Genomic DNA, 24,710 nt, shown 5'->3' with positions numbered 1-24,710 from the left:
TTTTCATAGAATAATAATGTCCTCTTATTTATTTTACATGATACTCTTGATAAATCTCTCTCTTGGATAAACTCCTTTGAATAGCAACTTCTTTAATAGCTTCTTTCGATGTGCATTGCTTTTCTTCTATAATATGGTTTACATGCTCCTCAACGCTTAACTGTTCCCACCAATGAGATTCTGTTTCTTCAACTTGTTCATCACTTGTTCCCTCTAACACAATACAAAACTCCCCACGGATTTCCGCTTGTTCTGCCCATGCCACAGCTTCATCAATCGTACCTCTTAAAAACTCTTCAAATTTTTTCGTTAGCTCTCTTGCTAATACAATCTTTCTACTACCATCCATCATCGTTTGCATATCCTTTAATGAGTCCTTTAAACGATGTGGTGACTCATATAAGATAATAGATTCTTGTCTTTTTTGAATTTTTGTTATCTCTTCTTTTCGTTCTTTTTTATTTCTACTTAGAAATCCGTAAAAGAAAAATGGTTGCGTTGTCAATCCGGATGCTATTAATGCACTAAGCGCAGCATTTGCTCCAGGAATTGGAACAACTGCAAACCCCTCACTAAGCGCTTTTGCAGCAATGTCTGCTCCCGGATCTGAGATACAAGGTAAACCAGCGTCACTTACTAATGCAATACGTTTTCCTTGTCTCAATAAATCTAATATCTTCTCTCCGCCTACTTGTTGATTATGATCGTGATAACTCATGAGCGATGTTGAAATTTCGAAGTAATTACAAAGCTTTTTCGTATTTCGCGTATCTTCGGCAGCAATCATATCTACTTCTTTTAGAATCCTAATTGCTCGCATTGTCATATCTTCTAAATTACCAATGGGTGTCGCAACTAAGTATAAGCAGCTAGTCTTTTCATGTTCGGTCGACTTTTGAGATTTCATCTTTTATTTGCCCTCCCATATAATGAATTTTTTGTGGTCTTGTTAGTTGTTTAAATGCATATTCTGCTTTCATAGCTTCTTGTTTAGTTTCATACACTTCATGGTATATGCAAAAAACCGGGAGTTTTGCTCTCGTATATTTTGCTCCTTTACCTTCATTATGTACGTTAATTCTTTTTTCTAAATCATTCGTATATCCAGCGTAGTAAGACCCATCGCCACATTTTAACACATAAAAAGTATGCTTTTTTTCATTCTTTCCCATATAGCAGCTCTTTCACTTCTTCTGTATACTCTCCACTTTCTCCATAGACATATAGAGGAGGTAGAATTTTCAAATCTGGCTTGCCATCCTTTATTCCTTCTATTAATAAAGTATTCGCTTCGTTACCTTCCTTTGGATAAACAAATCGAATCCGCTTAGGCTCTAACCGATTAGCTCTCATTGCGGTTACTATATCGAGCAGTCTTCCTGGACGATGAACAAAAGCAGCTTTCCCACCTTGTTTTAACAACTCGCTAGCTGAACGAACTGCCTCCTCCAAAGTGAGATGGATTTCATGTCTAGCTATTGCTAAATGTTCCTTTAGATTTTTATCACTTGCTTCATGTGCAGGGAAATAAGGTGGATTACATGTCACTACATCGTATTTTTCAAATCCAATTTGCGCAGCAATTCCCTTGACATCGCCTTGTTTAATCATGACTTGTGAATCTAACTTATTGTATTGCACACTCCTTTTAGCCATATCCGCTAGTCGTTCCTGCAATTCGATTCCAATAATTTCTCCTTTTGTTCTTGCGCTCAAAAATAATGGTATGGCTCCATTACCAGTGCATAGATCCACAATTTTCCCTCTACTGATTGGGACATAAGTAAATCTTGAAAGAAGCACTGCATCTAATGAAAATGAAAAAACAGAAGGACTTTGAATAATTCTCAATTCTTCTGCCAATAAGTAATCAAGGCGTTCATCATCCCTTAACCATTGTTCCATAATTGATTCCCCCAGCAAAACAAAAGACTGACACCCACTTTTGGAGTGGCATCAGTCAATTGATTATATGTTTTGTTTACTCAAAAATGACAAGCAAAATAGACAATCTTCTTCTTTCCTAGAACTTCCGAAGTGAACATGACATACATGATAGCCTTCCTGATATAGTCGTGCAAGATTATCATAGCCTTCTCCAATATCTGTTTTGCTTAACTGCACTTTTTCTTCTTGCGCTTTTTCTAGCAGTAATTCTTTTTCGTGCATTTCATCAAGTCTTTGTCTTAAATGATTGTTCTCTTGTTGCAGCGCTTGACGTTCCTCTACCATTATCGCTACAAATTCTTTTAAAGCGCGAAATTGCAGCTGCGTGGACTCTAATTGTTTTTCAAATTCTGTAATTGTATCAAAAAAATTTCGGTCCATCACACATTCACCTCATTGCCCTGACCATTGTACCGGATTTTCCGTATGGTTTATAATTTCTTCTAACGTATAATCTAACACTCGGTGTGGATCATTCAACTCTATACGTAGTACTCTTTCTAAAATATTCATACTGACAACTTTGCCTAAACCATCTGGAGTTTCTACTCGGTCTCCAATATCCGGCATTTGTTCTCGTGCCATTTCATATTCATCATTTTCATATTTCAAACAACACATCAATCGACCACATAACCCAGAAATTTTAGAAGGATTTAATGACAAGTTTTGATCTTTTGCCATTTTAATAGATACGGGCTCAAAATCACCTAAAAAGGTTGAACAGCAGAGCATACGACCACATGGACCAATGCCGCCTAACATTTTTGCTTCGTCACGAACCCCTATTTGTCTAAGCTCTATTCGAGTTCTAAATACAGAAGCTAAATCTTTTACTAAATCACGAAAATCTACGCGACCTTCAGCAGTAAAGTAAAAAATTATCTTGTTTCTGTCAAATGTATATTCAACATCTACCAGCTTCATTTCTAGTTCTCTTTCTAAAATCTTTTCTGTTCCTAAAGCTAAAGCTTGAGCAGATTCTAATCGATTTTCATCCACTTGAATTCGATCTTTCTCTGTTGATGGCCTAACTACTTGCTTTAATGGAAGCACTACATCATGCTCACCTACCTGCTTAATTGGTACAACAACTTTTCCGTACTCTACACCTCTAGCAGTTTCTACGATGACATAGTCATCTTTTTCTAAAATAAAATCCACTGGATCAAAATAATATATTTTACCCGCTTTTTTGAAGCGGACTCCTACAACATTATACAAAAGTAAATCCCTCCTGCAGATTTAACATTAATTGCTCCATCATCAGTGTTCGGTTCATGTTTTTATGCAAATTTTGTTTTGCATGTAATATCATTTCTAATTGTTTAGATAGTTGCTCATACGTTGTATGTAAAGCAACCTGCTTCCAATAATGGATCATGTCTGGATAAGTACAAACTGCGATGGGACTAGCTTTTATTGCTACTATATCACGATAGGCGAATAGTAGTAAATCTAATGCTTGTTCTGCTTGTTCTTTCTCTTTTAAAAGTGGGCCAAAATCCGCTTGAATACACATTAGCGCATCTTGAATACTTTTACCACTTGCTTCAACCAATTTTAACACTGATTTCCTTGCAAGTCCAAAAAGCTCGTCTTTCGCTAAAAGTTTAGCTTCTTCGACTTGATTCGTCATTTTACATACCGTAGAAGCCATTGAATCGGTAATTCCTCCTTCTATTAATTTCTGTTTTAAAATAGAATGAGGCATAGCAGCTAAGCTAAGCAGCAGACATCTGGAGCGTATGGTTGGAATGAGTGCATGAACTTTATCTGTTAAAAGAATTGCAGTTATTTCACTTTGTGGCTCCTCCAAAAATTTAAGCAATGCATTTGCAGCACTAGCATTTAACTGGTCTGCATGGTGAATCACATATATTTTACGCCCTGTTTCGATAGCTGTCTTACTCATTTCTTGTATTAGTTCATCGATTTGACCTCTTTTAATAAATTGACCATCTGGCTCTATTTCTGTGAAGTTCAAATGATTAGTTGATTTTAATCTTTTGCACGATCGACATGTTTCACATGGAACATTTTTTGTCGGATTTTCGCAAAAAATTAGTTGAACAAAAAATTGCATGACCTTCGTTTTTCCTGTCCCTTTAGCACCATCAATTACATATGCATGTCCCACTCGTTTTTTCAATACAATGGATTGTATTTGTTTAATCGCAACAGGTTGTACTTTTTCTATCCCTTCAATAGACCAATCTTCCATGTTAGTCACCTTCTCTTATCAAGTTCTCCTAAACGTATTTACTACAGAATAATAATTTTGAAAAATTCCCGTGCCTCGCTTAAAGCGAAAACACGGGAATTTACGTGTATAGATTTATTAGTAGACCTTTTATTTCTCCAATTTTGTCTAACAAATCAATGGAGCTTTTCTCTTTATCTAAGATCTCTTCTGCTAACTCGACTAGTTTTTCATCAATAGTCTCAACTAGTTTCAGTTTTCTACCTTCACCAAAGCGATTCCAAGTATGTGATTGCTTTAAACCCATTCCAAAATCCACGGCTTCTTGTAAAAACTTTCGTATTAGCATTTTAAACTTTGCCATATCACGTAAATTTCTGGAACGTGCAATACGATCACCAGCAGTCGAAATATCTCCTAATAATCTGGTTAATATTTCTGATTGCATTTTTTGATCATGCTTGGTTATCATTTGTCCAAATTTCGCTGATTGTGTATTATTTTGAATAGAATCTTTTCGAATTTTATCTATACCCACTCGTACATCTTGATTTATTTTCAACCTTTTCTACCCCTTCCTTCATTATTAGAAATGATGGAATTGTTCAATTGGTAGAACAAATACCGTGGCGCCTCCAACTTCTACTTCCACTGGATATGGAATATATGAATCGGCATTTCCACCCATTGGAGAAACAGGTGCAACCATTTGCTCTCGTGCTCTACAATTATCTCTTATTAACTCTAATGCCGATGATACTAATGAGTCGTCTGTACCTATTAAAAACGTAGTATTCCCAGAGCGCAAAAACCCACCTGTACTTGCCAGTTTAGTTGCTCTGAACTTTGCTTTTGTTAAAGCATTAGACAATCGATTACTATCCTGATCCTGCACTACCGCTACTATCAATTTCATCGATACTCACTCCTATTATTTTTCTTTTTATTATTATAACATGAATTATCTAATAATTTCTAATTCCCTTTTTATAACATTATAAACTTCTTCTAATACTATCTGTAATGATTGAGAAGCATCAACAACTTGAATACGTTTTGGATACCTGTCTACTAGTGATAAATATCCTTCTCTTACTTTTTGATGAAAATCCAAACTTTCCACGTCTAAACGATTTTTTTCCCTATTATTGTGTGCCTCAATTCTGGCTAGTCCGACTTTTGGTTCTATATCAAAGAGGATAGTTTTATCTGGCATTGTTTTTCCAATTGCAAACTGATTAATTGCCAAAATTTCTTCAACACCAATGCCTCTTGCATAACCCTGATAAGCAAGTGAACTATCTATAAATCGATCACATATTACTACCTTTCCAGCATCTAAAGCAGGTTGTACTTTTTCTACTAAATGTTGTCTTCTAGCTGCTGCATATAGTAACGCTTCTGTACGGCTATCCATCATTATATGCTCGTTATCCAATATTATGTTTCTAATTTTTTCTGAAATCATAATGCCGCCTGGCTCTCTGGTCATAACTACATCGAAGCCCTCATCTTTTAATCTAACTCCAAGTAGATTCATCACAGTCGTTTTTCCAGCCCCTTCAGGACCTTCACTTGATATAAAATACCCTTTATTCTGCACAATTACTCCTCCGCCACATATATTAACTTTTGATCCAATCGATGCTCTCCTTGAAATACTGCACCTTTTTCTATCCACTCTTCTAGTTCCGTTAACATAGCTATCGTTATTTTTTCTCCTGCCAATATTAGAGGGATGCCTGGTGGATATGGAATAATCATTCCTTTTGCAATTTTACCCAAGGATCGGACATATGGTATCCATTCTCCCTGTTTTTCATTTAACAAACTAATATTCATATGTAATGTTGAAATTGACTTTTGTTTTATTATAAGAGAATGACTTGGACTGTTAGGAACTTCATTACGTAATATATCCACCGCATGCTTTACTCGCTTTCTAATTTCTGCAAAAGGATATTCATGATCAAGTTTTAATAATGGTAAAATCATTAAAACTTGATATGTGTCCGCTAACTCCACATAAATATTCTGCTGTTCCAGCACTTTCCGTAATTGAAAACCTGAATAGTTTTCAATACGAATTAATAATTTGAGTGGATCATCTACTTGAACTATTTCTAGTAGAGGAATCGTCTCTAATGCCTCTATAAATAGTTTCCTTCTATATATAAAATGCTTGAAATCAAACTCGTTGTATCTTTCTACATAGCTTCTTGCATCATCCAAAGAAGCTAATAATAGATAAGATGGACTGCTTGACTGTAGCATCCTTAAATAATTATTTACTCTTCTTGTATCGATTAAATTCGAGTTGACATGCAAAAAGGAACCCATCGTTAGTGCAGGTAATGTTTTATGAGCAGATTGAACAACTAGGTCTGCTCCATATACAAGAGAAGATTTCGGAAAGTCTTTATTAGCTTGGAAATGTGCACCATGTGCCTCATCTACTAGAACTGGAATGCTATATGAATGGCATAGGTTTATTATGTTTTCCAATTGTAAAGATGCTACCCCATAGTAATTAGGATAGGTTAACACAATAGCTTTAGCTTGGGGATATGCTGCTAATGCTTCTTGAATAATTTCAAACGTTACACAGGTAGCCGTTTTGGTTTTCTCATCCCACTCTGGAGTTACAAAGATAGGTTCTGCCCCAACTAGTTCAATTGCATGGAAAATTGATTTATGTGCATTTCTCTGAACAATAATCTGCTCACCAAACTGACATGTAGCATAAATCATCGCTAGATTGCCCACCGTCGTTCCATTTACCAAAAAGAAGCTTTTATGAGTTCCATATGCCATTGAAAGTAATTGCTCTGCCTCTTTTATAGCTCCTTCAGGATGATGGAAATCATCTAATCCTTCTAATTCCGTAAAGTCATATTCCATAGTCTTTTTTATTGCTTTTGGCAAATTTGATAACAGCCCATTTTTATGTCCAGGCACATGAAAAGAAATGCTTTTTTGTTTATGAAATTTTTCTATTGCTTCGACTAACGGGCGTTTCTCTTGCATTTTTTATTACCCCACTATTTTATTCTGGTTTCCTTCTTCTATTATACATGAACTAGGAACGCTCAGTCTTCAAATCACTCTAAAAATCATAAGATAAGTCTGTCTAAAAGTTAATATGCTGCAAAGAGAGCAATCAATTCGTGTCTAAGTTTCTCAATAAAGAATTGTTACCAAGCAAGGTTATTTTAATAATAGGGCAATCCAGAATTATATGATGATCTCTTGAATTATTATCCATAATGAGTTAGAAAATGGCACTTCGAGACCAATTCACACTTACCCGAGGCTAAATCTTACAATAAAGAGTTGGCTCTATTTGAGTTAGTTCATTCAATTTATAAAACAAGACTAATACAGAAAAAAGTCCAAAGTTAGTTGCTATATTATATTGAATGGTGCTAAAAATATGTATCCTTTAAATTTACGCATCAAAAAAGTCGTCACCGATTACTCGGTAACGACTTTTTATAGTGCCCAGCGACGTCCTACTCTTGCAGGGGGAAACCCCCAACTACCATCGGCGCTGAAGAGCTTAACTTCCGTGTTCGGTATGGGAACGGGTGTGACCTCTTCGCCATCATCACTAGACTAGTTCGGCTTTCAATACACTGCGCATTGCGTTGTCAACTTCATTCGATCAATCAGTCACGTACTTAAGTACGCTCCTTCTTTCTCTCAATCGTTTCCTAGCACTGTTTGCGTCTTGAAACCCTCTAAATTGAGTGCTTGTTCACTCAAAACTGGATAAAAGACATTGAAATGTGCAAATTCTATTTGGTTAAGTCCTCGATCGATTAGTATTCGTCAGCTGCACATGTCGCCACGCTTCCACCCCGAACCTATCTACCTCATCGTCTTTGAGGGATCTTACTTACTTGCGTAATGGGAAATCTCATCTTGAGGGGGGCTTCGTGCTTAGATGCTTTCAGCACTTATCCCGTCCACACATAGCTACCCAGCGATGCTCTTGGCAGAACAACTGGTACACCAGCGGTGTGTCCATCCCGGTCCTCTCGTACTAAGGACAGCTCCTCTCAAATTTCCTACGCCCACGACGGATAGGGACCGAACTGTCTCACGACGTTCTGAACCCAGCTCGCGTACCGCTTTAATGGGCGAACAGCCCAACCCTTGGGACCGACTACAGCCCCAGGATGCGATGAGCCGACATCGAGGTGCCAAACCTCCCCGTCGATGTGGACTCTTGGGGGAGATAAGCCTGTTATCCCCGGGGTAGCTTTTATCCGTTGAGCGATGGCCCTTCCATGCGGAACCACCGGATCACTAAGCCCGTCTTTCGACCCTGCTCGACTTGTAGGTCTCGCAGTCAAGCTCCCTTCTGCCTTTACACTCTTCGAATGATTTCCAACCATTCTGAGGGAACCTTTGGGCGCCTCCGTTACACTTTAGGAGGCGACCGCCCCAGTCAAACTACCCGCCTGACACTGTCTCCTACCCGGGTTACGGGTATGGGTTAGAATTTCAATACAACCAGGGCAGTATCCCACCGACGCCTCCTCCGAAGCTGGCGCTCCGGGCTCTAAGGCTCCTGCCTATCCTGTACAAGTTGCACCAAAATTCAATATCAAGCTATAGTAAAGCTCCACGGGGTCTTTCCGTCCTGTCGCGGGTAACCTGCATCTTCACAGGTACTATAATTTCACCGAGTCTCTCGTTGAGACAGTGCCCAGATCGTTACGCCTTTCGTGCGGGTCGGAACTTACCCGACAAGGAATTTCGCTACCTTAGGACCGTTATAGTTACGGCCGCCGTTTACTGGGGCTTCAATTCGCACCTTCGCTTGCGCTAAGCACTCCTCTTAACCTTCCAGCACCGGGCAGGCGTCAGCCCCTATACTTCACCTTACGGTTTTGCAGAGACCTGTGTTTTTGCTAAACAGTCGCCTGGGCCTATTCACTGCGGCTCTTCTAGGCTATACACCCAAAAGAGCACCCCTTCTCCCGAAGTTACGGGGTCATTTTGCCGAGTTCCTTAACGAGAGTTCTCTCGCTCACCTTAGGATTCTCTCCTCGACTACCTGTGTCGGTTTGCGGTACGGGCACCTATCACCTCGCTAGAGGCTTTTCTTGGCAGTGTGAAATCAGGAACTTCGGACTAAGTCCTCGCCATCACAGCTCAATGTTACAGAGTGCGGATTTGCCTACACTCACACCTTACTGCTTGGACATGCATAACCAACAGCATGCTTACCCTATCCTTCTGCGTCCCCCCATTGCTCAAACGGTGGTTTGGTGGTACAGGAATATCAACCTGTTGTCCATCGTCTACGCCTATCGGCCTCGACTTAGGTCCCGACTAACCCTGAGCGGACGAGCCTTCCTCAGGAAACCTTAGTCATACGGTGGATGGGATTCTCACCCATCTTTCGCTACTCATACCGGCATTCTCACTTCTAAGCGCTCCACCAGTCCTTCCGGTCTGACTTCAACGCCCTTAGAACGCTCTCCTACCACTGATACCATAGGTATCAATCCACAGCTTCGGTGATTTGTTTAGCCCCGATACATTTTCGGCGCAGCGTCACTCGACCAGTGAGCTATTACGCACTCTTTAAATGATGGCTGCTTCTAAGCCAACATCCTGGTTGTCTAAGCAACGCCACATCCTTTTCCACTTAACAAATACTTTGGGACCTTAGCTGGTGGTCTGGGCTGTTTCCCTCTTGACTACGGATCTTATCACTCGCAGTCTGACTCCCAAACATAAATCATTGGCATTCGGAGTTTGTCTGAATTCGGTAACCCGGGATGGGCCCCTAGTCCAAACAGTGCTCTACCTCCAAGATTCTAACGTTTGAGGCTAGCCCTAAAGCTATTTCGGAGAGAACCAGCTATCTCCAGGTTCGATTGGAATTTCTCCGCTACCCACACCTCATCCCCGCACTTTTCAACGTGCGTGGGTTCGGACCTCCAGTAAGTGTTACCTTACCTTCATCCTGGACATGGGTAGATCACCTGGTTTCGGGTCTACGACCACATACTCATTCGCCCTATTCAGACTCGCTTTCGCTGCGGCTCCGTCTTCTCAACTTAACCTTGCATGTAATCGTAACTCGCCGGTTCATTCTACAAAAGGCACGCCATCACCCATTAACGGGCTCTGACTACTTGTAGGCACGCGGTTTCAGGATCTATTTCACTCCCCTTCCGGGGTGCTTTTCACCTTTCCCTCACGGTACTGGTTCACTATCGGTCACTAGGTAGTATTTAGCCTTGGGAGATGGTCCTCCCAGATTCCGACGGAATTTCACGTGTTCCGCCGTACTCAGGATACACTCAAGAGAGAATGAACTTTTGACTACGGGGCTTTTACCCTATCCTGCGGACCTTTCCAGATCGCTTCGTCTAACTCATTCCTTTGTAACTCTATGTAGAGTGTCCTACAACCCCAAGAGGCAAGCCTCTTGGTTTGGGCTATTCCCGTTTCGCTCGCCGCTACTCAGGGAATCGATTTTTCTTTCTCTTCCTCCAGGTACTTAGATGTTTCAGTTCCCTGGGTGTGCCACAGATACGCTATGTATTCACGTAAATGTACTGCTCCATTACGAACAGTGGGTTTCCCCATTCGGAAATCTCCGGATCAAAGCTCACTTACAGCTCCCCGAAGCATATCGGTGTTAGTGCCGTCCTTCTTCGGCTCCTAGTGCCAAGGCATTCACCGCGCGCCCTTATTAACTTAACCTAATTTGGTCCTCCGTGAAAACACGGACTTCCTATAGTAGTTAAAAATACTACGCAAAATATAATCACAAAAGTGATTACAAATTGAATTTCTTGAATTTGTTTCTTTCAATGTCTTTTTATCCAGTTTTCAAAGAACAAGTTTTCAAATGCTCATAAAAATGAACATTCAAAACTGAACTGCAAAACGTTAAGATACAGATAAAAATCTGTATTCCGATATTATCCTTAGAAAGGAGGTGATCCAGCCGCACCTTCCGATACGGCTACCTTGTTACGACTTCACCCCAATCATCTGTCCCACCTTCGGCGGCTGGCTCCCGTAAGGGTTACCCCACCGACTTCGGGTGTTACAAACTCTCGTGGTGTGACGGGCGGTGTGTACAAGGCCCGGGAACGTATTCACCGTGGCATGCTGATCCACGATTACTAGCGATTCCGGCTTCATGTAGGCGAGTTGCAGCCTACAATCCGAACTGAGAACGGTTTTATGGGATTAGCTCACCCTCGCGGGGTTGCGACCCTCTGTACCGTCCATTGTAGCACGTGTGTAGCCCAGGTCATAAGGGGCATGATGATTTGACGTCATCCCCACCTTCCTCCGGTTTATCACCGGCAGTCACCTTAGAGTGCCCAACTGAATGCTGGCAACTAAGATCAAGGGTTGCGCTCGTTGCGGGACTTAACCCAACATCTCACGACACGAGCTGACGACAACCATGCACCACCTGTCACCGCTGTCCCCGAAGGGAAAGATCTATCTCTAGAACGGTCAGCGGGATGTCAAGACCTGGTAAGGTTCTTCGCGTTGCTTCGAATTAAACCACATGCTCCACCGCTTGTGCGGGCCCCCGTCAATTCCTTTGAGTTTCAGTCTTGCGACCGTACTCCCCAGGCGGAGTGCTTAATGCGTTAGCTGCAGCACTAAGGGGCGGAAACCCCCTAACACTTAGCACTCATCGTTTACGGCGTGGACTACCAGGGTATCTAATCCTGTTTGCTCCCCACGCTTTCGCGCCTCAGCGTCAGTTACAGACCAGAAAGCCGCCTTCGCCACTGGTGTTCCTCCAAATCTCTACGCATTTCACCGCTACACTTGGAATTCCGCTTTCCTCTTCTGTACTCAAGTCCCCCAGTTTCCAATGACCTTCCACGGTTGAGCCGTGGGATTTCACATCAGACTTAAAGGACCGCCTGCGCGCGCTTTACGCCCAATAATTCCGGACAACGCTTGCCACCTACGTATTACCGCGGCTGCTGGCACGTAGTTAGCCGTGGCTTTCTAATGAGGTACCGTCAAGGTACGAGCAGTTACTCTCGTACTTGTTCTTCCCTCACAACAGAGTTTTACGATCCGAAAACCTTCTTCACTCACGCGGCATTGCTCCATCAGACTTTCGTCCATTGTGGAAGATTCCCTACTGCTGCCTCCCGTAGGAGTCTGGGCCGTGTCTCAGTCCCAGTGTGGCCGATCACCCTCTCAGGTCGGCTACGCATCGTCGCCTTGGTGAGCCGTTACCTCACCAACTAGCTAATGCGCCGCGGGCCCATCCTGTAGTGACAGCCGAAACCGTCTTTTAACATTTCCCCATGTGAGGAAATGGATTATTCGGTATTAGCCCCGGTTTCCCGGAGTTATCCCAATCTACAGGGCAGGTTGCCCACGTGTTACTCACCCGTCCGCCGCTAAATCAGAAGAAGCAAGCTTCTTCGTCATTCGCTCGACTTGCATGTATTAGGCATGCCGCCAGCGTTCGTCCTGAGCCAGGATCAAACTCTCCATAATAGAGAACTTAAAAAGCTCATTTTGTTTTGCTGGCATCATCATTAAATGATGTCCAAATTGTTTTGCTATCAAACTAACCGAAGTCAATCTTTCAAGCTATATTTCTTAACGTTTTGCATGTTCAGTTTTCAATGTTCATGTTGTCTGCCGTTTCGTTTACCTCTTGGCGACTTCTACAATATTACTCTCTTAATCTTCATAAGTCAACACTTTTTAAAAACTTTTTATATTAATATAGAAATAGCTACTACCGAGGCTACACCAGGTACTCCTAACATCGCTACCACTGCACCTGTAAACAAATTAATAGGGATTACATAACCAAATAACCCTAAAAGTAAATGCACTCCAAACAATAAAAAAAACGACAAACCTAAACGAAATAAAAAAAACGGTAGATTTTCCATTACTTTTGAAAATGACGTTCTAAACAAAAGAAACAATAGTAGCATTAGCGAACATACGATGATAACTAACTTCATGAAACATCTCTCCTCCATAAACTAACTATCTCCTAGTATATGAAGCTAGTACTACTATCATTCTCATTTCAAAATGACATTTCGAATTTTTGCCTCTTTATATAAATAGAAATGTATACTCTCAGCGATTTTTCTTTTTGCTACTACATCTAAATCATAGTCATTCAAAAAATCTTCTATTAACTGCGCTTGTTGCCAATCTTCTTTTGTGGTTTTTATTAAACCCACAAACTGATAATCAAATTCTTTTTTTAACTTACCTTTCTGGAAAAACATCTTACTACAACTCCCTTACAACTCTCGGCGTCCTTCTAATGCCTTGGACAAGGTTACTTCGTCCGCATACTCTAAATCTCCACCTACTGGTAAACCATGTGCAATTCTTGTTGTTTTAATACCCGAAGGCTTCACGAGTCGAGAAATATACATCGCAGTTGCTTCTCCTTCTATTGTAGGGTTAGTTGCAAGTATTAGCTCTTCCACTTGTATGTCCTGTAATCTTTTTAAAAGAGAAGGAACATTGATATCTTCGGGGCCAATTCCATCCATCGGGGAGATTGCCCCATGAAGTACATGATACAAACCGTTATAATCTCTCATTTTCTCCATAGCTATTACATCTTTTGTATCTTGGACTACACAAATCATGGATAAATCACGTTGTTGATCTTGGCAGATATGACATGGATCAATATCAGTAATATGACCACAAACTGTGCAATAACTTAAATTTCTTTTGGCATCTACTAATGCTTTTGCAAAATCTAAAACGGTATCTTCTTTCATCGTTAATACAAAAAATGCCAGACGGGCCGCAGTTTTTGGCCCAATCCCTGGCAGTTTCATGAAACTATCTATTAGTTTTGATATTGGTTCAGGATAATGCATATTTTTTCCTCCTAGAACATGCCAGGGAGGTTCAATCCCTTCGTGAATTGACCCATCGTGGAGTTCGCTGTTTCTTCTGCATTTTTCATTGCTTCATTTGTAGCAATGACGATTAAATCTTGAAGCATTTCTACATCTTCTGGATCTACTACCGTCGAATCCAGAACTACCTCTAATACTTCCTTATGTCCCGATACAACAACCTTCACCATTCCTCCGCCAGCTACCGCTTCAAAGCGTTGTGTTCCCAGTTCTTCTTGTGCCTCAGCCATTTTCTTTTGCATTTTTTGCATTTGCTTCATCATACCTTGCATATTTCCCATTCCACGCATAATTATTTTCCTCCTTAGTCGTCATGTATTTCTACAAATTCTTTTCCAAATAACTTCTCTGCTTCTACAATTAAAGGATCTTCCGATATTTCTTCCATATCATGTAAAATATCCATCGCCACACTAGAATTAGATCCAGCATCCTCTTCAGTTTCTGCATTACTTTGTTTTAAGCCGTTTTGTTGAATAAATTCTTCTCTTATTTTCAACCAATTTTCCTCTGGCACATATACCACTTCGTACATCGTACCAGTTAAGTTAGCGATAAGCTGGGGGAAAGAGGTAGAAAAGGTTTTATTCTCCACAGCCATTTGGCAATGAATATCATACTTAAATTTTAACACAAATGCACTTGATGATGCTGCAACTGGTTCGGCATCATTTAAAAGTGCAGCATGTGATTTTTGGAGCTGTTGTAAAATACTAGCCCACTGAGATTTAATAGCTTGAATATCTGTCTTTGTTGCATTTTTTAATATCTCATGAATACGACCACTTGATACTTTGACACCGCCAGTTGATCTCTGTCTTTGTTTTTTTGGTTGTTCCTGCACCGCAGCATTCGCTTGGGGTATGATACCTTGACTAATTTGTTGTTGCAATTGCTGCAACTGACTTTCAAGTGATTTTACTTTCTGTTCGAGCTCTGTGCTGCCTTCACTATACAAGGTTGCTTCTCTTGGAACTTGTGCTAATCGAATAATAGCAGTTTCTAAATAAACCTTGGCATGATTAGAAAAACGCATTTCTTGTTGCGTATTCGTCAAAATAGAAATGCTTTTATACAATGTATCTATTGGAAATTTAGAAGCTAAATCACGAAAAGTAACGTCTCCTGTTGCTATTTCTAAAAGCTCTGTTTGTTCGGGTGCAACAATTAACACAAGTAAATCTCGGTAAAATGTTATAAAGTCTTCTGTTAAACGAACAGGATCTTTCCCATCATCTACTAATTGTTCCACGCAACTTAAAGCTTTCGCTACATCCTTTTCAATTAATGCATTCGCTAACTGAAAGAAGACATCCTGACCAATAGAGCCTGTCACAAGTAACGCATCCTCTAGTGTCATTTTCTCTCCACTAAACGATACTACTTGATCGAGCATACTTAGGGCATCACGCATACCCCCTGCAGCTGCTTGGGCTATGATTTTTAAGACATGTTCATCATATTCAATCTTAGCATCATTTAATACTTCTTTCATTCTTGCAACGATGTCTGTGGACGTAATTCGTTTGAAATCAAAACGCTGACATCTAGAAATAATAGTTAAAGGGATTTTATGTGGTTCGGTTGTAGCCAAGATAAAGACAACATGCGCTGGCGGTTCTTCTAATGTTTTTAATAGCGCATTAAAAGCACTTGTAGAAAGCATATGCACTTCATCAATAATATACACTTTATAACGAGCATTTGAAGGTGCAAAACGAACTTTTTCAATAATATCTCGCATTTCTTCTACACGAGAATTAGAAGCTGCATCAAATTCAATCACATCTGTATTCGAACCATCTGTAATACTTCTACAAGTTCCACAAGCATTACACGGCTCTTTAGTTGGACCATTCTCGCAATTTAAAGCTTTAGCGAATATTTTCGCTGCACTTGTTTTCCCCGTTCCGCGTGGACCTGAAAATAAATACGCATGTGTAGTTTTATTGTAAAGGAGGGCATTTTGAAGTGTTTGTTTAATATGTGATTGCCCAGACATTTCCGCAAACGACTGTGGCCTATAAGCGCGGTAAAAAGCTTGATACGACAACAAACCTGCCCCCTTCTCATTTTAAGTTTAATAGTAATTTTATTATACCATAAAGAAACAGTGACTTCGTCTATAAATACATGCGTTTTTTAATATAAAAAAACTCATTCATCCATTGGATAAATGAGTTGATGTTTTAAATTATTGCCGTGCACCTTCCTTCGCTTGAAACACATAAGCGGCACCTTTGTCGTTAACTCGGCTTAGGCTACCCCACGGCACATGAGAAAGCACCACTTAATGCTGCTTCCTTCCGGACCTGACATGGTTCATGGGCACTCATTGCGCAGGACCCAAACGTCAACATCACGTGCAAATACCAGACCCTACATATATTCAACCTCAGAGAAGGGGTTCAGTCTCGCTAGAGCGGATTGCGAGTTACAAGACACCGCTACCTTCCCACCTAGCACGGCATAACTAAGTATACGCACTTTTTTAAAAAAAATCAATGAATACGAGAATTTAAGTTTATCACATCTACTATATTCATCTCTAAGTATTGATATAGCTCATTTTATTCTACCAGTACATATGAATATTTTTTATAAAAAGTTACTCAAATGTATTGACTTTGAATATTATCCGTGATAAATTAGTTCATGTACTTCGGAGGAATACCCAAGTCTGGCTGAAGGGATCGGTCTTGAAAACCGACAGGCGGGTCATACCGCGCGGGGGTTCGAATCCCTCTTCCTCCTCCATTTTAAATACACACACGCATAAATTTGAGATTGAATTCGTTGCATTGGTAACGAATTTTTCTTAACCTATCTTGTTCAGAATATTATGAAGGTAACTTTAATTGTTACGTTCTTTTTTTTATGAAATAAAACCCTCTTGCGTATAGTTTGCAAGAGGGTTTTATTTATTTCCGCAATGCTTCTGTTTGTTCCATAAAATGTCCAATTCGCCCAATGATTACTTCCACACTTTCTGGATTCTGAACAATATCATAATCATTAATATTTAAACGTAGTACCGGACAACCATTAAACGAATTAATCCAGTTCTCATACCGGCCATGCATTTCTTCCCAATAGGATATTGGCGTTTGCTGTTCCATCGGACGCCCTCTATCGTGGATTCGATCAATAATATCGTCTAATGATCCTTCTAGATAAATTAATAAGTTTGGATGTGGGAAATAGGGTGTCATCACCATTGCTTCAAACAAACTAGTGTAGGTTTCGTGGTCTACGGGATCCATCGTTCCCTTTTCTTTATGCATTTGAGCAAATATACCAGTGTCTTCATAAATCGATCGATCTTGAATAAATCCCCCACCATATTCAAACATTCTTTTTTGCTCTTTAAACCGCTCTGCTAAAAAGTAAATTTGCAAATGAAAGCTCCATTTCGAGAAATCTTCATAAAAACGATCTAAATAAGGATTTGAATCTACTTTTTCAAAAGATGTTTTAAAGTGTAGTGCATCAGCAATTGCCTTTGTCATGGTAGATTTACCAACGCCTACTGTTCCAGCAATTGTAATAACTGCATCAGGAGGGATGCTATACTTTTCTCTCAAATTCATGGTTAAAAACTCCTCTTATGTAATGTTTGATCTACCTTATTTAAAATTAATTGTAGGTCTTGTCCATTTTGAACAAAATCTATTTCATCCCCATTGAATCTTAGAACTGGGACTTCCGGGTGTCTCTTTTCAAAGTCGTCAATAAATGTACGATAATCAGCTGCAAGTTGCTGCAAATAATCAGGACTTATCTTCTTTTCAAAATCTCTTCCCCGTATATCGATACGATTAATAAGAACGTCTAAGCTAGCATCTAAATAGATAACCATATTTGGAACAGGCATATCATTTGTTAATATCTTATAGATTGCTTCATATTTTTCAAATTCGGCTTTATTTAACGACCGTTTAGCAAAAATCAAATTTTTAAAAATATGATAATCCGCTGTTACTGCTTTTGATTTTGATAAGTAATTCTTTTGGATATCACTTAATTGTTTAAATCGATTGCAAAGAAAAAACATTTCTGTTTGGAAACTCCACTCTGCAATATCGTCATAAAATTTATCTAAGAAAGGATTTTCATCCACAATCTCTTTCAATAATTCAAATTGATAGGTAGTGGCAATCGCTTTTGCTAAGGAAGTTTTTCCAACCCCTATAGGACCTTCTACCGTTATAAATGGAATGGACATATTTTTAACCTCGCTCCAATATTTCAAGTCGTGCCTTTTATTTTATCATAGCAAGAAAATGAAAAACAGAGCAAATCCACCTTTCTATAAGAAAGGCAAATTTGCTCTATTTTTTCTTCACACGAAACATTTCATTTAACAAGTACCAATTTTGAGGGAAATCGAATCCGCTATGCCAATAAGAAATTCCTAAAAGGTTTAATTCTTTCAATAACTTAAACTTTGCTTGAATAGATCTCGCATCCTCAAACCACACCTCATGCTCTATCCCATCTTTCCAATAATGAAAGAAAGGGGCTTGAGCAATTGGATCATACTCAATTGCTGCATTACGTTCCCTTGCCAATTGAATAGCTCGCTGTGGACTTAATGCTTTAGCAAATGCATTTCCTTGTTTATAAGGAAGCGTCCAATCATATCCATACAAATTTTGTCCCATCATTATTTTTTTCGACTCTATTTCTGTTTTAGCATACTCAAGCACCTTGCGAACTGGTCCGATTGGGGACACCGCCATTGGTGGGCCGCCACTATAACCCCACTCATAAGTCATTATTACAACAAAATCAACTACTTCACCAATTGCTTTATAATCTATCCCTTCATACCATTTTCCTTTTAAATTATCACTTGATTTTGGTGCAAGACTAGAGGAAATCGTAAATCCTTTAGCAAACTCTTTTAATTCCTTTAAAAAAGTTACATAGTTTTTCCGATCTTCTTTTGCAATATACTCAAAGTCTGTATGAATATGAGTTGCTCCTTTAACAGTAGCCTCAGCAACTGCATTCTCAAACACTCTTTGTTTCACTTGGTCATCCGTAAAGATAGTATGCGCTAGAGTATCATTAAATGCTCCATTTTCAATATTTGCAAGCACAATAACGGATTCTACTTGATGATTCTTTGCTACTTCGCCCAATTTACCCCAGTTCATCGAAGTCAATGATCCATCACGAAGAACTTCATACGCAAAAGGCATCATGTAAGTCAACCCTGGTGCATCCTTTTCTACTTGGTCTATGACATGCTGAGATGGACTTTCTGTATACCATTCTACATATAAATTTGTATCAATCATTGGTCTGTCTGGGCTTGGAGTAGATGGTAAAACTAGCGCTTGCCCTACCACTAATACATCAGGGTCCGGTAGTCCATTGATAGAGGTAAGTGTTGCCGTATTTGTACCAAAATGCTTTGCTATGGAGTATAAATTATCTCCACTTTTCACTACATAAATCAATCGATCACTCCTTCAAAATACAATATGCATGAGATAAATAAAACATGCTACACTTAGGTAAAAGGGGCTGATTCAAATTGGATGAACACTATATGAATATAGCAATAGAAGAAGCTAAAAAAGCCGCTTGTCTTGGAGAGGTACCGATTGGTGCAATCATTGTATATAAAAATGAAATCATTGCGAAGGCCTTTAACTTAAGAGAAACTACACAAAATGCAACTACACACGCAGAGATATTAGCCATTCAAGAAGCTTGTAGTAAGATCGGCAGTTGGAGATTAGAAGAAACCACTTTATATGTCACATTAGAACCATGCCCTATGTGTGCTGGTGCTATTCTACAATCACGGATCCCCCGCGTTGTGTATGGTGCAAGAGATGCTAAAGCAGGCTGCGTGGATTCCCTCTATAATCTTTTAAACGACAATAGATTTAATCATATGTGTGAAGTGATAGAAGGTGTTTTAGCAGAGGAATGCGGTAGCCTTCTTACACAATTTTTTCGCAATCTTCGAGAACAAAAAAAGAATCAGAAACGCGGATAATACCGTTTCTGATTCTTTTTTTTTTATTTAATTACCGTTTTTCCACCCATGTATGGAACTAAAACTTCTGGAACCACTACTGTCCCATCTACTTGTTGATAGTTTTCTAATATTGCCGCAACCGTACGTCCAAGTGCAAGTCCACTACCGTTTAAAGTGTGTACATATTCCGGTTTAGCCCCAGCCTCTCTTCTAAAGCGAATACCTGAACGACGAGCTTGGAAATCCTCAAAATTACTGCAAGAAGAAATTTCTTTGTACTCGCCGTAGCTTGGTAACCAAACTTCTAGATCATATTTTTTGGCTGCGGTAAAACCTAAATCAGCAGTACACATATGAAGTACACGATATGGAAGACCTAATAATTGTAATACTTTTTCCGCATGACCAATCAAAAGCTCCAACTGTTCATATGAATCTTCCGGTTTCACAAAACGAACAAGTTCCACTTTGTTGAATTGATGCTGACGGATTAAACCACGTGTATCACGACCTGCAGAACCTGCCTCTGAACGGAAACAAGCACTAAATGCAGCAAATGCTTGTGGAAGTTGTCCTCCAGCTAAAATTTCATCCCGATAATAATTCGTCACAGGTACCTCTGACGTTGGAATTAAGAAATAATCCTCTTCATTTACTAAGAATGCATCTTCTTCAAACTTTGGTAGTTGCCCTGTGCCAGTTAAACTTGCACGATTTGCTAAATAAGGAGGAAGCATTTCTTCATATCCATGCTCTTCAGAATGTAAGTCCATCATGAAATTTATTAATGCACGTTCGAGTCTTGCCCCTAAACCAAGATAAAAAGCAAAACGACTTCCTGTAACTTTTGCTGCACGCTCAAAATCTACTATTTTTAAATCGGTTGCAATATCCCAATGCGCTTTTGTTTCAAAATCGAAAGAGGGGGCTTCTCCCCATTTACGGATTTCCACATTGTCATCTTCAGAATCACCAATTGGAACACTATCATGTGGAATATTAGGAATACGCATCATCATATAGTCAAATTTCTCTTCCACATCTCTTAACTCATCATCTAATACTTTGATTTCATCGCCCACTTCACGCATACGAGCGATCAAATCATCCGCATTTTCTTTATTTCGTTTCATTTCTGATATCTTTTGAGAAAACTCATTTCTTTCTGCTTTTAACACTTCTGTTTTTGCAATTAATTCTCTACGCTTTTGATCTAAAGGTTGAAATTGATCAAACTCAGAAATATCTTCTCCACGTTTAGCAAGTTTTGCTTTTACATCTTCATAATGGTCTCGTACAAATTTTACATCTAACATACGAAATTCCTCCTTTTAATTAATAAAAAAACGCAAAAAAGCCCTCATCCCAAATAGAAGGGACGAGAGCATACCCGCGTTGCCACCCTGATTGATTTAGTATCATACCAAATCCACTTGTCTCATAACGGTTTTTCAACCGGCCACGACTTACTAAATATTCAGCCGCGCAACTCAAAGGATGGATTCACAAGTGTTAATATCAGCTTACACCAACCGCTGACTCTCTAGAAAAAACGTGCTTGTTACTACTTCCTATCATCGTTTTTAGAATTCATGAAATTACTCATACTTTACTATAGGTTTACTCGTTTTGCAAGCCTTTCCCTCACCATTTCGATAAAATACGCAGTAATTCGGTGATCATCCGTCAGTTCTGGGTGAAAGGAGCATCCTAACAAATGTCCCTGTCTTGCCATGACGATTCTTCCTTCAAAAGTAGCAAGTATATCAACAGTCTCACCAACGTCTACAATATGTGGTGCAGATATAAATACAGCAGGAAAATGTTCTGCAACATCCTTAATCTTTAAATTTGTTTCGAAGCTATACACTTGTCTACCGAAGGAATTACGCTCTACTTTCGCATCCAAAACGTCAATATGTGCAAAATCATACCCAACAAGATGCTTAGCTAGTAATATTAGTCCAGCACAAGTTCCAAACATTGGCTTACCCGCTGCAGCAAATTGTTGTAAAGACTCAAGCATTTCAAATCGGCCAATTAGTTTACGCATGGTTGTACTTTCTCCACCAGGGAGGATTAATCCATCAACTAAAGTTAAATCACTTGTATTTTTTATTGCAATTGCTTCTGCCCCGCACGCTTCTATAGATCGAACATGCTCACTCACCGCTCCTTGAAGAGCTAATACGCCGATCTTTACCATCTTACCACCCTCTATCTTGCATACGATCTTGTGCAGCTAAACGAGAAATTTCAATTCCCTTCATCGGAATCCCTAGGTCTTTTGATATTTCTACAAGTAATTTGTAATCCATATAATGTGTTGTTGCTTCTACGATGGCTCTTGCAAATTTCTCAGGGTTTTCTGATTTAAAAATACCAGATCCTACAAATACGCCATCCGCCCCAAGCTCCATCATTAAAGCAGCATCCGCTGGGGTCGCTACGCCACCTGCTGCAAAGTTTACAACCGGTAATTTACCATGATGTTTAATTTGTAATAAAACATCATACGGTGCTCCTAAAATTTTTGCTTCTGTCATTAATTCATCTTCGTTCATATGAACAATTTTGCGTACATGTGCACTTACTTTCCGTAAATGACGAACGGCTTCTACAATATTCCCTGTTCCAGGTTCGCCTTTTGTACGAAGCATAGAAGCTCCTTCACCAATACGACGAGCTGCTTCTCCTAAATCTTTACATCCACATACAAATGGTACTGTAAATTGACTTTTACGTAAGTGGTATTCTTCATCTGCAGGAGTTAATACTTCTGATTCATCAATATAGTCAACGCCCATTGCTTCTAAGATGCGAGCTTCTGTGATATGTCCAATCCGTGCTTTTGCCATTACTGGAATTGTCACTGCTCCCATGACCTCTTCCACAATGCTTGGATCTGCCATACGCGCAACGCCACCAGCTGCGCGAATATCTGATGGTACACGTTCTAACGCCATTACTGCTACTGCACCTGCTGCTTCAGCAATTCGAGCTTGTTCTGCATTAATAACGTCCATAATAACGCCACCTTTTTGCATTTCAGCCATTCCTCTTTTAACTCGATCCGTTCCCGTAAAATTAATAGTCATTATTATTCCCTCCATTATCTTTATGAATTTAGTATAATAAAAGATGACCATTTTAAAAGCGTCAGAAAATAAGGATACGAAGGGGTCAGATTGGAGTGAAGAATGGACTATCTAATGTTTCAGCTTGAAAAAAACGCTAAAACTCCTTTATACGAGCAACTTTACAACGAAATTAAAGAAGCTATAATAGACGGAACAATTGAAGAAGGAGCAAAACTTCCATCCAAAAGAAAATTAGCTGAGTTCTTAGCTGTAAGCCAAACAACTATTGAATTTGCCTATAGTCAACTTGTAGCAGAAGGTTTTATTTCTTCGGAAGCAAGAAAAGGATTTTTTGTTCAAAATTTGGAAGACTTAGCTCTTATTGAACAAGAATCCACCCATATGACTAGAGAAGGAAACGAGACGGAAGATATTTTTATAGATTTTTCACCAGGAAAAATTGATACAGAATCTTTTCCTTTTGCTATATGGCGAAAATATATGAAAGAAATAATCAGTGAGGCAAATAAGGATTTCCTACAACTGGGGCATCCTCAAGGAGATTTTGAATTAAGACAGCAAATTTCTTCTTATTTATATCAATCACGAGGTGTTAAGTGTACACCTGAACAAATTATACTTGGGTCTGGAACAGAGCAACTAATGCCCTTAATCATCCGCTTACTTGGCAAAGAAGCTATTTACGGAATTGAAAATCCTGGGTATCCACTTACACACCATTTATTTTTAGAGGATAAGCATAAATCGATTCCCATTCCAGTCGATATAGAAGGCGTAATTGTTTCGCAATTAGAACAAACAAATGCAACCGTCATGTATGTAACTCCTTCCCACCAGTTCCCTACTGGGGCTGTTCTATCTGCCACACGTCGTAGTCAGCTGTTATCCTGGGCTTACCAACAAGAGAATAGATATATTATCGAAGACGATTACGATAGTGAATTTAGATACACAGGCAGACCAATTCCTTCCTTACAAGGAATCGATCAAAATCAACGGGTTATTTATTTAAGTACATTTTCAAAATCATTAATGCCTTCCCTTCGTATTGCTTATGCCGTATTACCAAAAACACTTATTATGCAATACATGCAAAAGTATTCCTATTACGCTGCTACAGTACCTCGCATGGACCAGCATGTATTAACGAAGTTTATGGAATCCGGTCATTTTGCTAAACATCTAAATAAAATGAGAAAAATTTATAAACGAAAACTAGAAATTGTTACGAAAACTATTGCTGAGTTTAATCCTATTGTTACTATTTCAGGTGAACAAGCAGGTATGCATATTTTGTTGACGATTCATACTTGTAAAACAGAAGAAGAGTTGGTACTACTCTCCAAACAAGCAGGAATTCGAATATATGCTCTTCAAGAATATATAACTGGAGATTTTGAGAATGCTTCGACACCTAAAATTGTGCTAGGATTTGGAGGAATTGATACGAATGATATCTCAGCTTCTATAAACACATTAATAAAAGTATGGGAAATTAGAAAAACACCGTAAACTCATTAGAGAGCTCACGGTGT

The 24,710-nt window shown here is 39.4% G+C and carries 23 protein-coding genes, 1 tRNA gene, 3 rRNA genes, 1 other RNA gene and 1 other annotated feature; of the genes, 3 read left to right on the top strand and 25 right to left on the bottom strand.

Annotation, left to right across the window (positions count from 1 at the left end; genetic code table 11):
* Positions 1 to 28: 28 nt before the first annotated feature.
* From rsmI to ffs, 19 genes are all read right to left on the bottom strand, one after another.
* The gene (rsmI, locus tag PB01_RS00205; protein WP_151698330.1) at positions 29 to 907 is read right to left on the bottom strand and encodes a 16S rRNA (cytidine(1402)-2'-O)-methyltransferase; all 879 of its coding nucleotides are present in this window, start codon (positions 905 to 907) and stop codon (positions 29 to 31) included.
* Positions 879 to 1,172 (bottom strand): GIY-YIG nuclease family protein, encoded by a 294-nt coding sequence (locus PB01_RS00200; protein ID WP_151698329.1) that lies wholly within the window; start codon positions 1,170 to 1,172, stop codon positions 879 to 881. Before PB01_RS00200 ends, rsmI begins: the two co-directional genes overlap by 29 nt.
* Entirely contained in the window at positions 1,159 to 1,905 is a 747-nt protein-coding gene (locus tag PB01_RS00195) for a tRNA1(Val) (adenine(37)-N6)-methyltransferase (RefSeq protein ID WP_151698328.1), read from the bottom strand. The genes PB01_RS00200 and PB01_RS00195 overlap by 14 nt, the downstream gene beginning before the upstream one ends.
* 63 nt (positions 1,906 to 1,968) lie before the next feature.
* Positions 1,969 to 2,328 carry a DNA replication initiation control protein YabA gene (yabA, locus tag PB01_RS00190; RefSeq protein WP_225986119.1) on the bottom strand — a complete coding sequence of 120 codons (360 nt, stop codon included), beginning with the start codon at positions 2,326 to 2,328 and terminating at the stop codon, positions 1,969 to 1,971.
* A gap of 12 nt (positions 2,329 to 2,340) precedes the next feature.
* Positions 2,341 to 3,171, bottom strand: coding sequence for a PSP1 domain-containing protein (locus tag PB01_RS00185; RefSeq protein ID WP_151698326.1), 831 nt, complete (start codon positions 3,169 to 3,171; stop codon positions 2,341 to 2,343).
* Positions 3,164 to 4,171 carry a DNA polymerase III subunit delta' C-terminal domain-containing protein gene (locus tag PB01_RS00180; protein WP_151698325.1) on the bottom strand — a complete coding sequence of 336 codons (1,008 nt, stop codon included), beginning with the start codon at positions 4,169 to 4,171 and terminating at the stop codon, positions 3,164 to 3,166. The genes PB01_RS00185 and PB01_RS00180 overlap by 8 nt, the downstream gene beginning before the upstream one ends.
* Positions 4,172 to 4,271: 100 nt before the next feature.
* Positions 4,272 to 4,712 (bottom strand): YaaR family protein, encoded by a 441-nt coding sequence (locus PB01_RS00175; RefSeq protein WP_151698324.1) that lies wholly within the window; start codon positions 4,710 to 4,712, stop codon positions 4,272 to 4,274.
* A gap of 24 nt (positions 4,713 to 4,736) precedes the next feature.
* Positions 4,737 to 5,066: a cyclic di-AMP receptor DarA gene (locus tag PB01_RS00170; protein ID WP_142643831.1), complete on the bottom strand. Its 330-nt coding sequence runs from the start codon at positions 5,064 to 5,066 to the stop codon at positions 4,737 to 4,739.
* 45 nt (positions 5,067 to 5,111) lie between these two features.
* Positions 5,112 to 5,753 (bottom strand): dTMP kinase, encoded by a 642-nt coding sequence (gene tmk, locus PB01_RS00165; RefSeq protein ID WP_151698323.1) that lies wholly within the window; start codon positions 5,751 to 5,753, stop codon positions 5,112 to 5,114.
* Positions 5,754 to 5,755: 2 nt separating this feature from the next.
* Positions 5,756 to 7,177 (bottom strand): aminotransferase class I/II-fold pyridoxal phosphate-dependent enzyme, encoded by a 1,422-nt coding sequence (locus tag PB01_RS00160; RefSeq protein WP_151698322.1) that lies wholly within the window; start codon positions 7,175 to 7,177, stop codon positions 5,756 to 5,758.
* A gap of 472 nt (positions 7,178 to 7,649) precedes the next feature.
* Positions 7,650 to 7,765 (bottom strand): 5S ribosomal RNA (gene rrf / locus PB01_RS00155).
* Positions 7,766 to 7,951: 186 nt separating this feature from the next.
* Positions 7,952 to 10,879, bottom strand: a 23S ribosomal RNA gene (locus tag PB01_RS00150).
* A 231-nt stretch (positions 10,880 to 11,110) separates the two neighbouring features.
* Positions 11,111 to 12,664: ribosomal RNA gene (locus tag PB01_RS00145) — 16S ribosomal RNA — on the bottom strand.
* Together the 16S, 23S and 5S rRNA genes form the textbook arrangement of a ribosomal RNA operon.
* 224 nt (positions 12,665 to 12,888) lie before the next feature.
* Positions 12,889 to 13,146, bottom strand: coding sequence for a pro-sigmaK processing inhibitor BofA family protein (locus PB01_RS00140; RefSeq protein WP_192797414.1), 258 nt, complete (start codon positions 13,144 to 13,146; stop codon positions 12,889 to 12,891).
* Positions 13,147 to 13,209: 63 nt separating this feature from the next.
* Positions 13,210 to 13,422, bottom strand: a complete 213-nt coding sequence (locus PB01_RS00135) for a YaaL family protein (RefSeq protein ID WP_151698320.1) — start codon at positions 13,420 to 13,422, stop codon at positions 13,210 to 13,212.
* Between the two features lie 15 nt (positions 13,423 to 13,437).
* A complete protein-coding gene (gene recR / locus PB01_RS00130; protein ID WP_151698319.1) occupies positions 13,438 to 14,034 on the bottom strand; it encodes a recombination mediator RecR in 597 nt (198 codons plus the stop codon).
* A gap of 11 nt (positions 14,035 to 14,045) precedes the next feature.
* On the bottom strand, positions 14,046 to 14,366 hold the full coding sequence (locus PB01_RS00125) for a YbaB/EbfC family nucleoid-associated protein (protein ID WP_151698318.1): 321 nt from the start codon (positions 14,364 to 14,366) through the stop codon (positions 14,046 to 14,048).
* Positions 14,367 to 14,380: 14 nt separating this feature from the next.
* Positions 14,381 to 16,129 (bottom strand): DNA polymerase III subunit gamma/tau, encoded by a 1,749-nt coding sequence (gene dnaX, locus PB01_RS00120; RefSeq protein WP_151698317.1) that lies wholly within the window; start codon positions 16,127 to 16,129, stop codon positions 14,381 to 14,383.
* Between the two features lie 147 nt (positions 16,130 to 16,276).
* Positions 16,277 to 16,544, bottom strand: an RNA gene (gene ffs / locus PB01_RS00115) — signal recognition particle sRNA large type.
* 196 nt (positions 16,545 to 16,740) lie between these two features.
* On the opposite strand from ffs, the gene PB01_RS00110 reads away from it, so the two are divergent.
* Positions 16,741 to 16,833: transfer RNA gene (locus PB01_RS00110), tRNA-Ser, on the top strand.
* 164 nt (positions 16,834 to 16,997) lie between these two features.
* Here PB01_RS00110 and PB01_RS00105 read toward each other — a convergent pair.
* The 3 genes from PB01_RS00105 to PB01_RS00095 form a co-directional block, all read right to left on the bottom strand.
* On the bottom strand, positions 16,998 to 17,666 hold the full coding sequence (locus tag PB01_RS00105) for a deoxynucleoside kinase (protein WP_151698316.1): 669 nt from the start codon (positions 17,664 to 17,666) through the stop codon (positions 16,998 to 17,000).
* 2 nt (positions 17,667 to 17,668) lie between these two features.
* Complete coding sequence (locus PB01_RS00100; RefSeq protein ID WP_151698315.1) at positions 17,669 to 18,301, bottom strand: deoxynucleoside kinase; 633 nt, start codon at positions 18,299 to 18,301, stop codon at positions 17,669 to 17,671.
* Between the two features lie 106 nt (positions 18,302 to 18,407).
* Complete coding sequence (locus PB01_RS00095) at positions 18,408 to 19,544, bottom strand: glycosyl hydrolase family 18 protein (RefSeq protein WP_151698314.1); 1,137 nt, start codon at positions 19,542 to 19,544, stop codon at positions 18,408 to 18,410.
* A gap of 77 nt (positions 19,545 to 19,621) precedes the next feature.
* Here PB01_RS00095 and tadA point away from each other — a divergent pair, with 77 nt between their 5' ends.
* Positions 19,622 to 20,092 (top strand): tRNA adenosine(34) deaminase TadA, encoded by a 471-nt coding sequence (gene tadA, locus PB01_RS00090; protein ID WP_264158160.1) that lies wholly within the window; start codon positions 19,622 to 19,624, stop codon positions 20,090 to 20,092.
* 23 nt (positions 20,093 to 20,115) lie between these two features.
* On the opposite strand, the gene serS is transcribed toward tadA, so the two are convergent.
* The 3 genes from serS to pdxS all read right to left on the bottom strand — a co-directional run bounded on the left by serS (position 20,116) and on the right by pdxS (position 23,172).
* On the bottom strand, positions 20,116 to 21,390 hold the full coding sequence (gene serS, locus PB01_RS00085; RefSeq protein WP_151698312.1) for a serine--tRNA ligase: 1,275 nt from the start codon (positions 21,388 to 21,390) through the stop codon (positions 20,116 to 20,118).
* Between the two features lie 55 nt (positions 21,391 to 21,445).
* Positions 21,446 to 21,661, bottom strand: a binding site (T-box leader).
* A 25-nt stretch (positions 21,662 to 21,686) separates the two neighbouring features.
* Positions 21,687 to 22,280 (bottom strand): pyridoxal 5'-phosphate synthase glutaminase subunit PdxT, encoded by a 594-nt coding sequence (gene pdxT, locus PB01_RS00080; RefSeq protein ID WP_151698311.1) that lies wholly within the window; start codon positions 22,278 to 22,280, stop codon positions 21,687 to 21,689.
* A 1-nt stretch (position 22,281) separates the two neighbouring features.
* Positions 22,282 to 23,172, bottom strand: coding sequence for a pyridoxal 5'-phosphate synthase lyase subunit PdxS (gene pdxS, locus PB01_RS00075; RefSeq protein WP_151698310.1), 891 nt, complete (start codon positions 23,170 to 23,172; stop codon positions 22,282 to 22,284).
* A gap of 102 nt (positions 23,173 to 23,274) precedes the next feature.
* Between pdxS and pdxR the strand changes: the two genes are divergently transcribed.
* A complete protein-coding gene (gene pdxR / locus PB01_RS00070) occupies positions 23,275 to 24,687 on the top strand; it encodes a MocR-like pyridoxine biosynthesis transcription factor PdxR (RefSeq protein WP_151698309.1) in 1,413 nt (470 codons plus the stop codon).
* Positions 24,688 to 24,710 lie beyond the last annotated feature (23 nt).

It is taken from the genome of Psychrobacillus glaciei (assembly GCF_008973485.1).
In the GTDB taxonomy this organism is placed as follows: Bacteria; Bacillota; Bacilli; order Bacillales_A; family Planococcaceae; genus Psychrobacillus; species Psychrobacillus glaciei.
The sequence above is the reverse complement of the archived record's forward strand: the minus strand, read 5'-3'. Positions and strand labels throughout refer to the sequence as shown.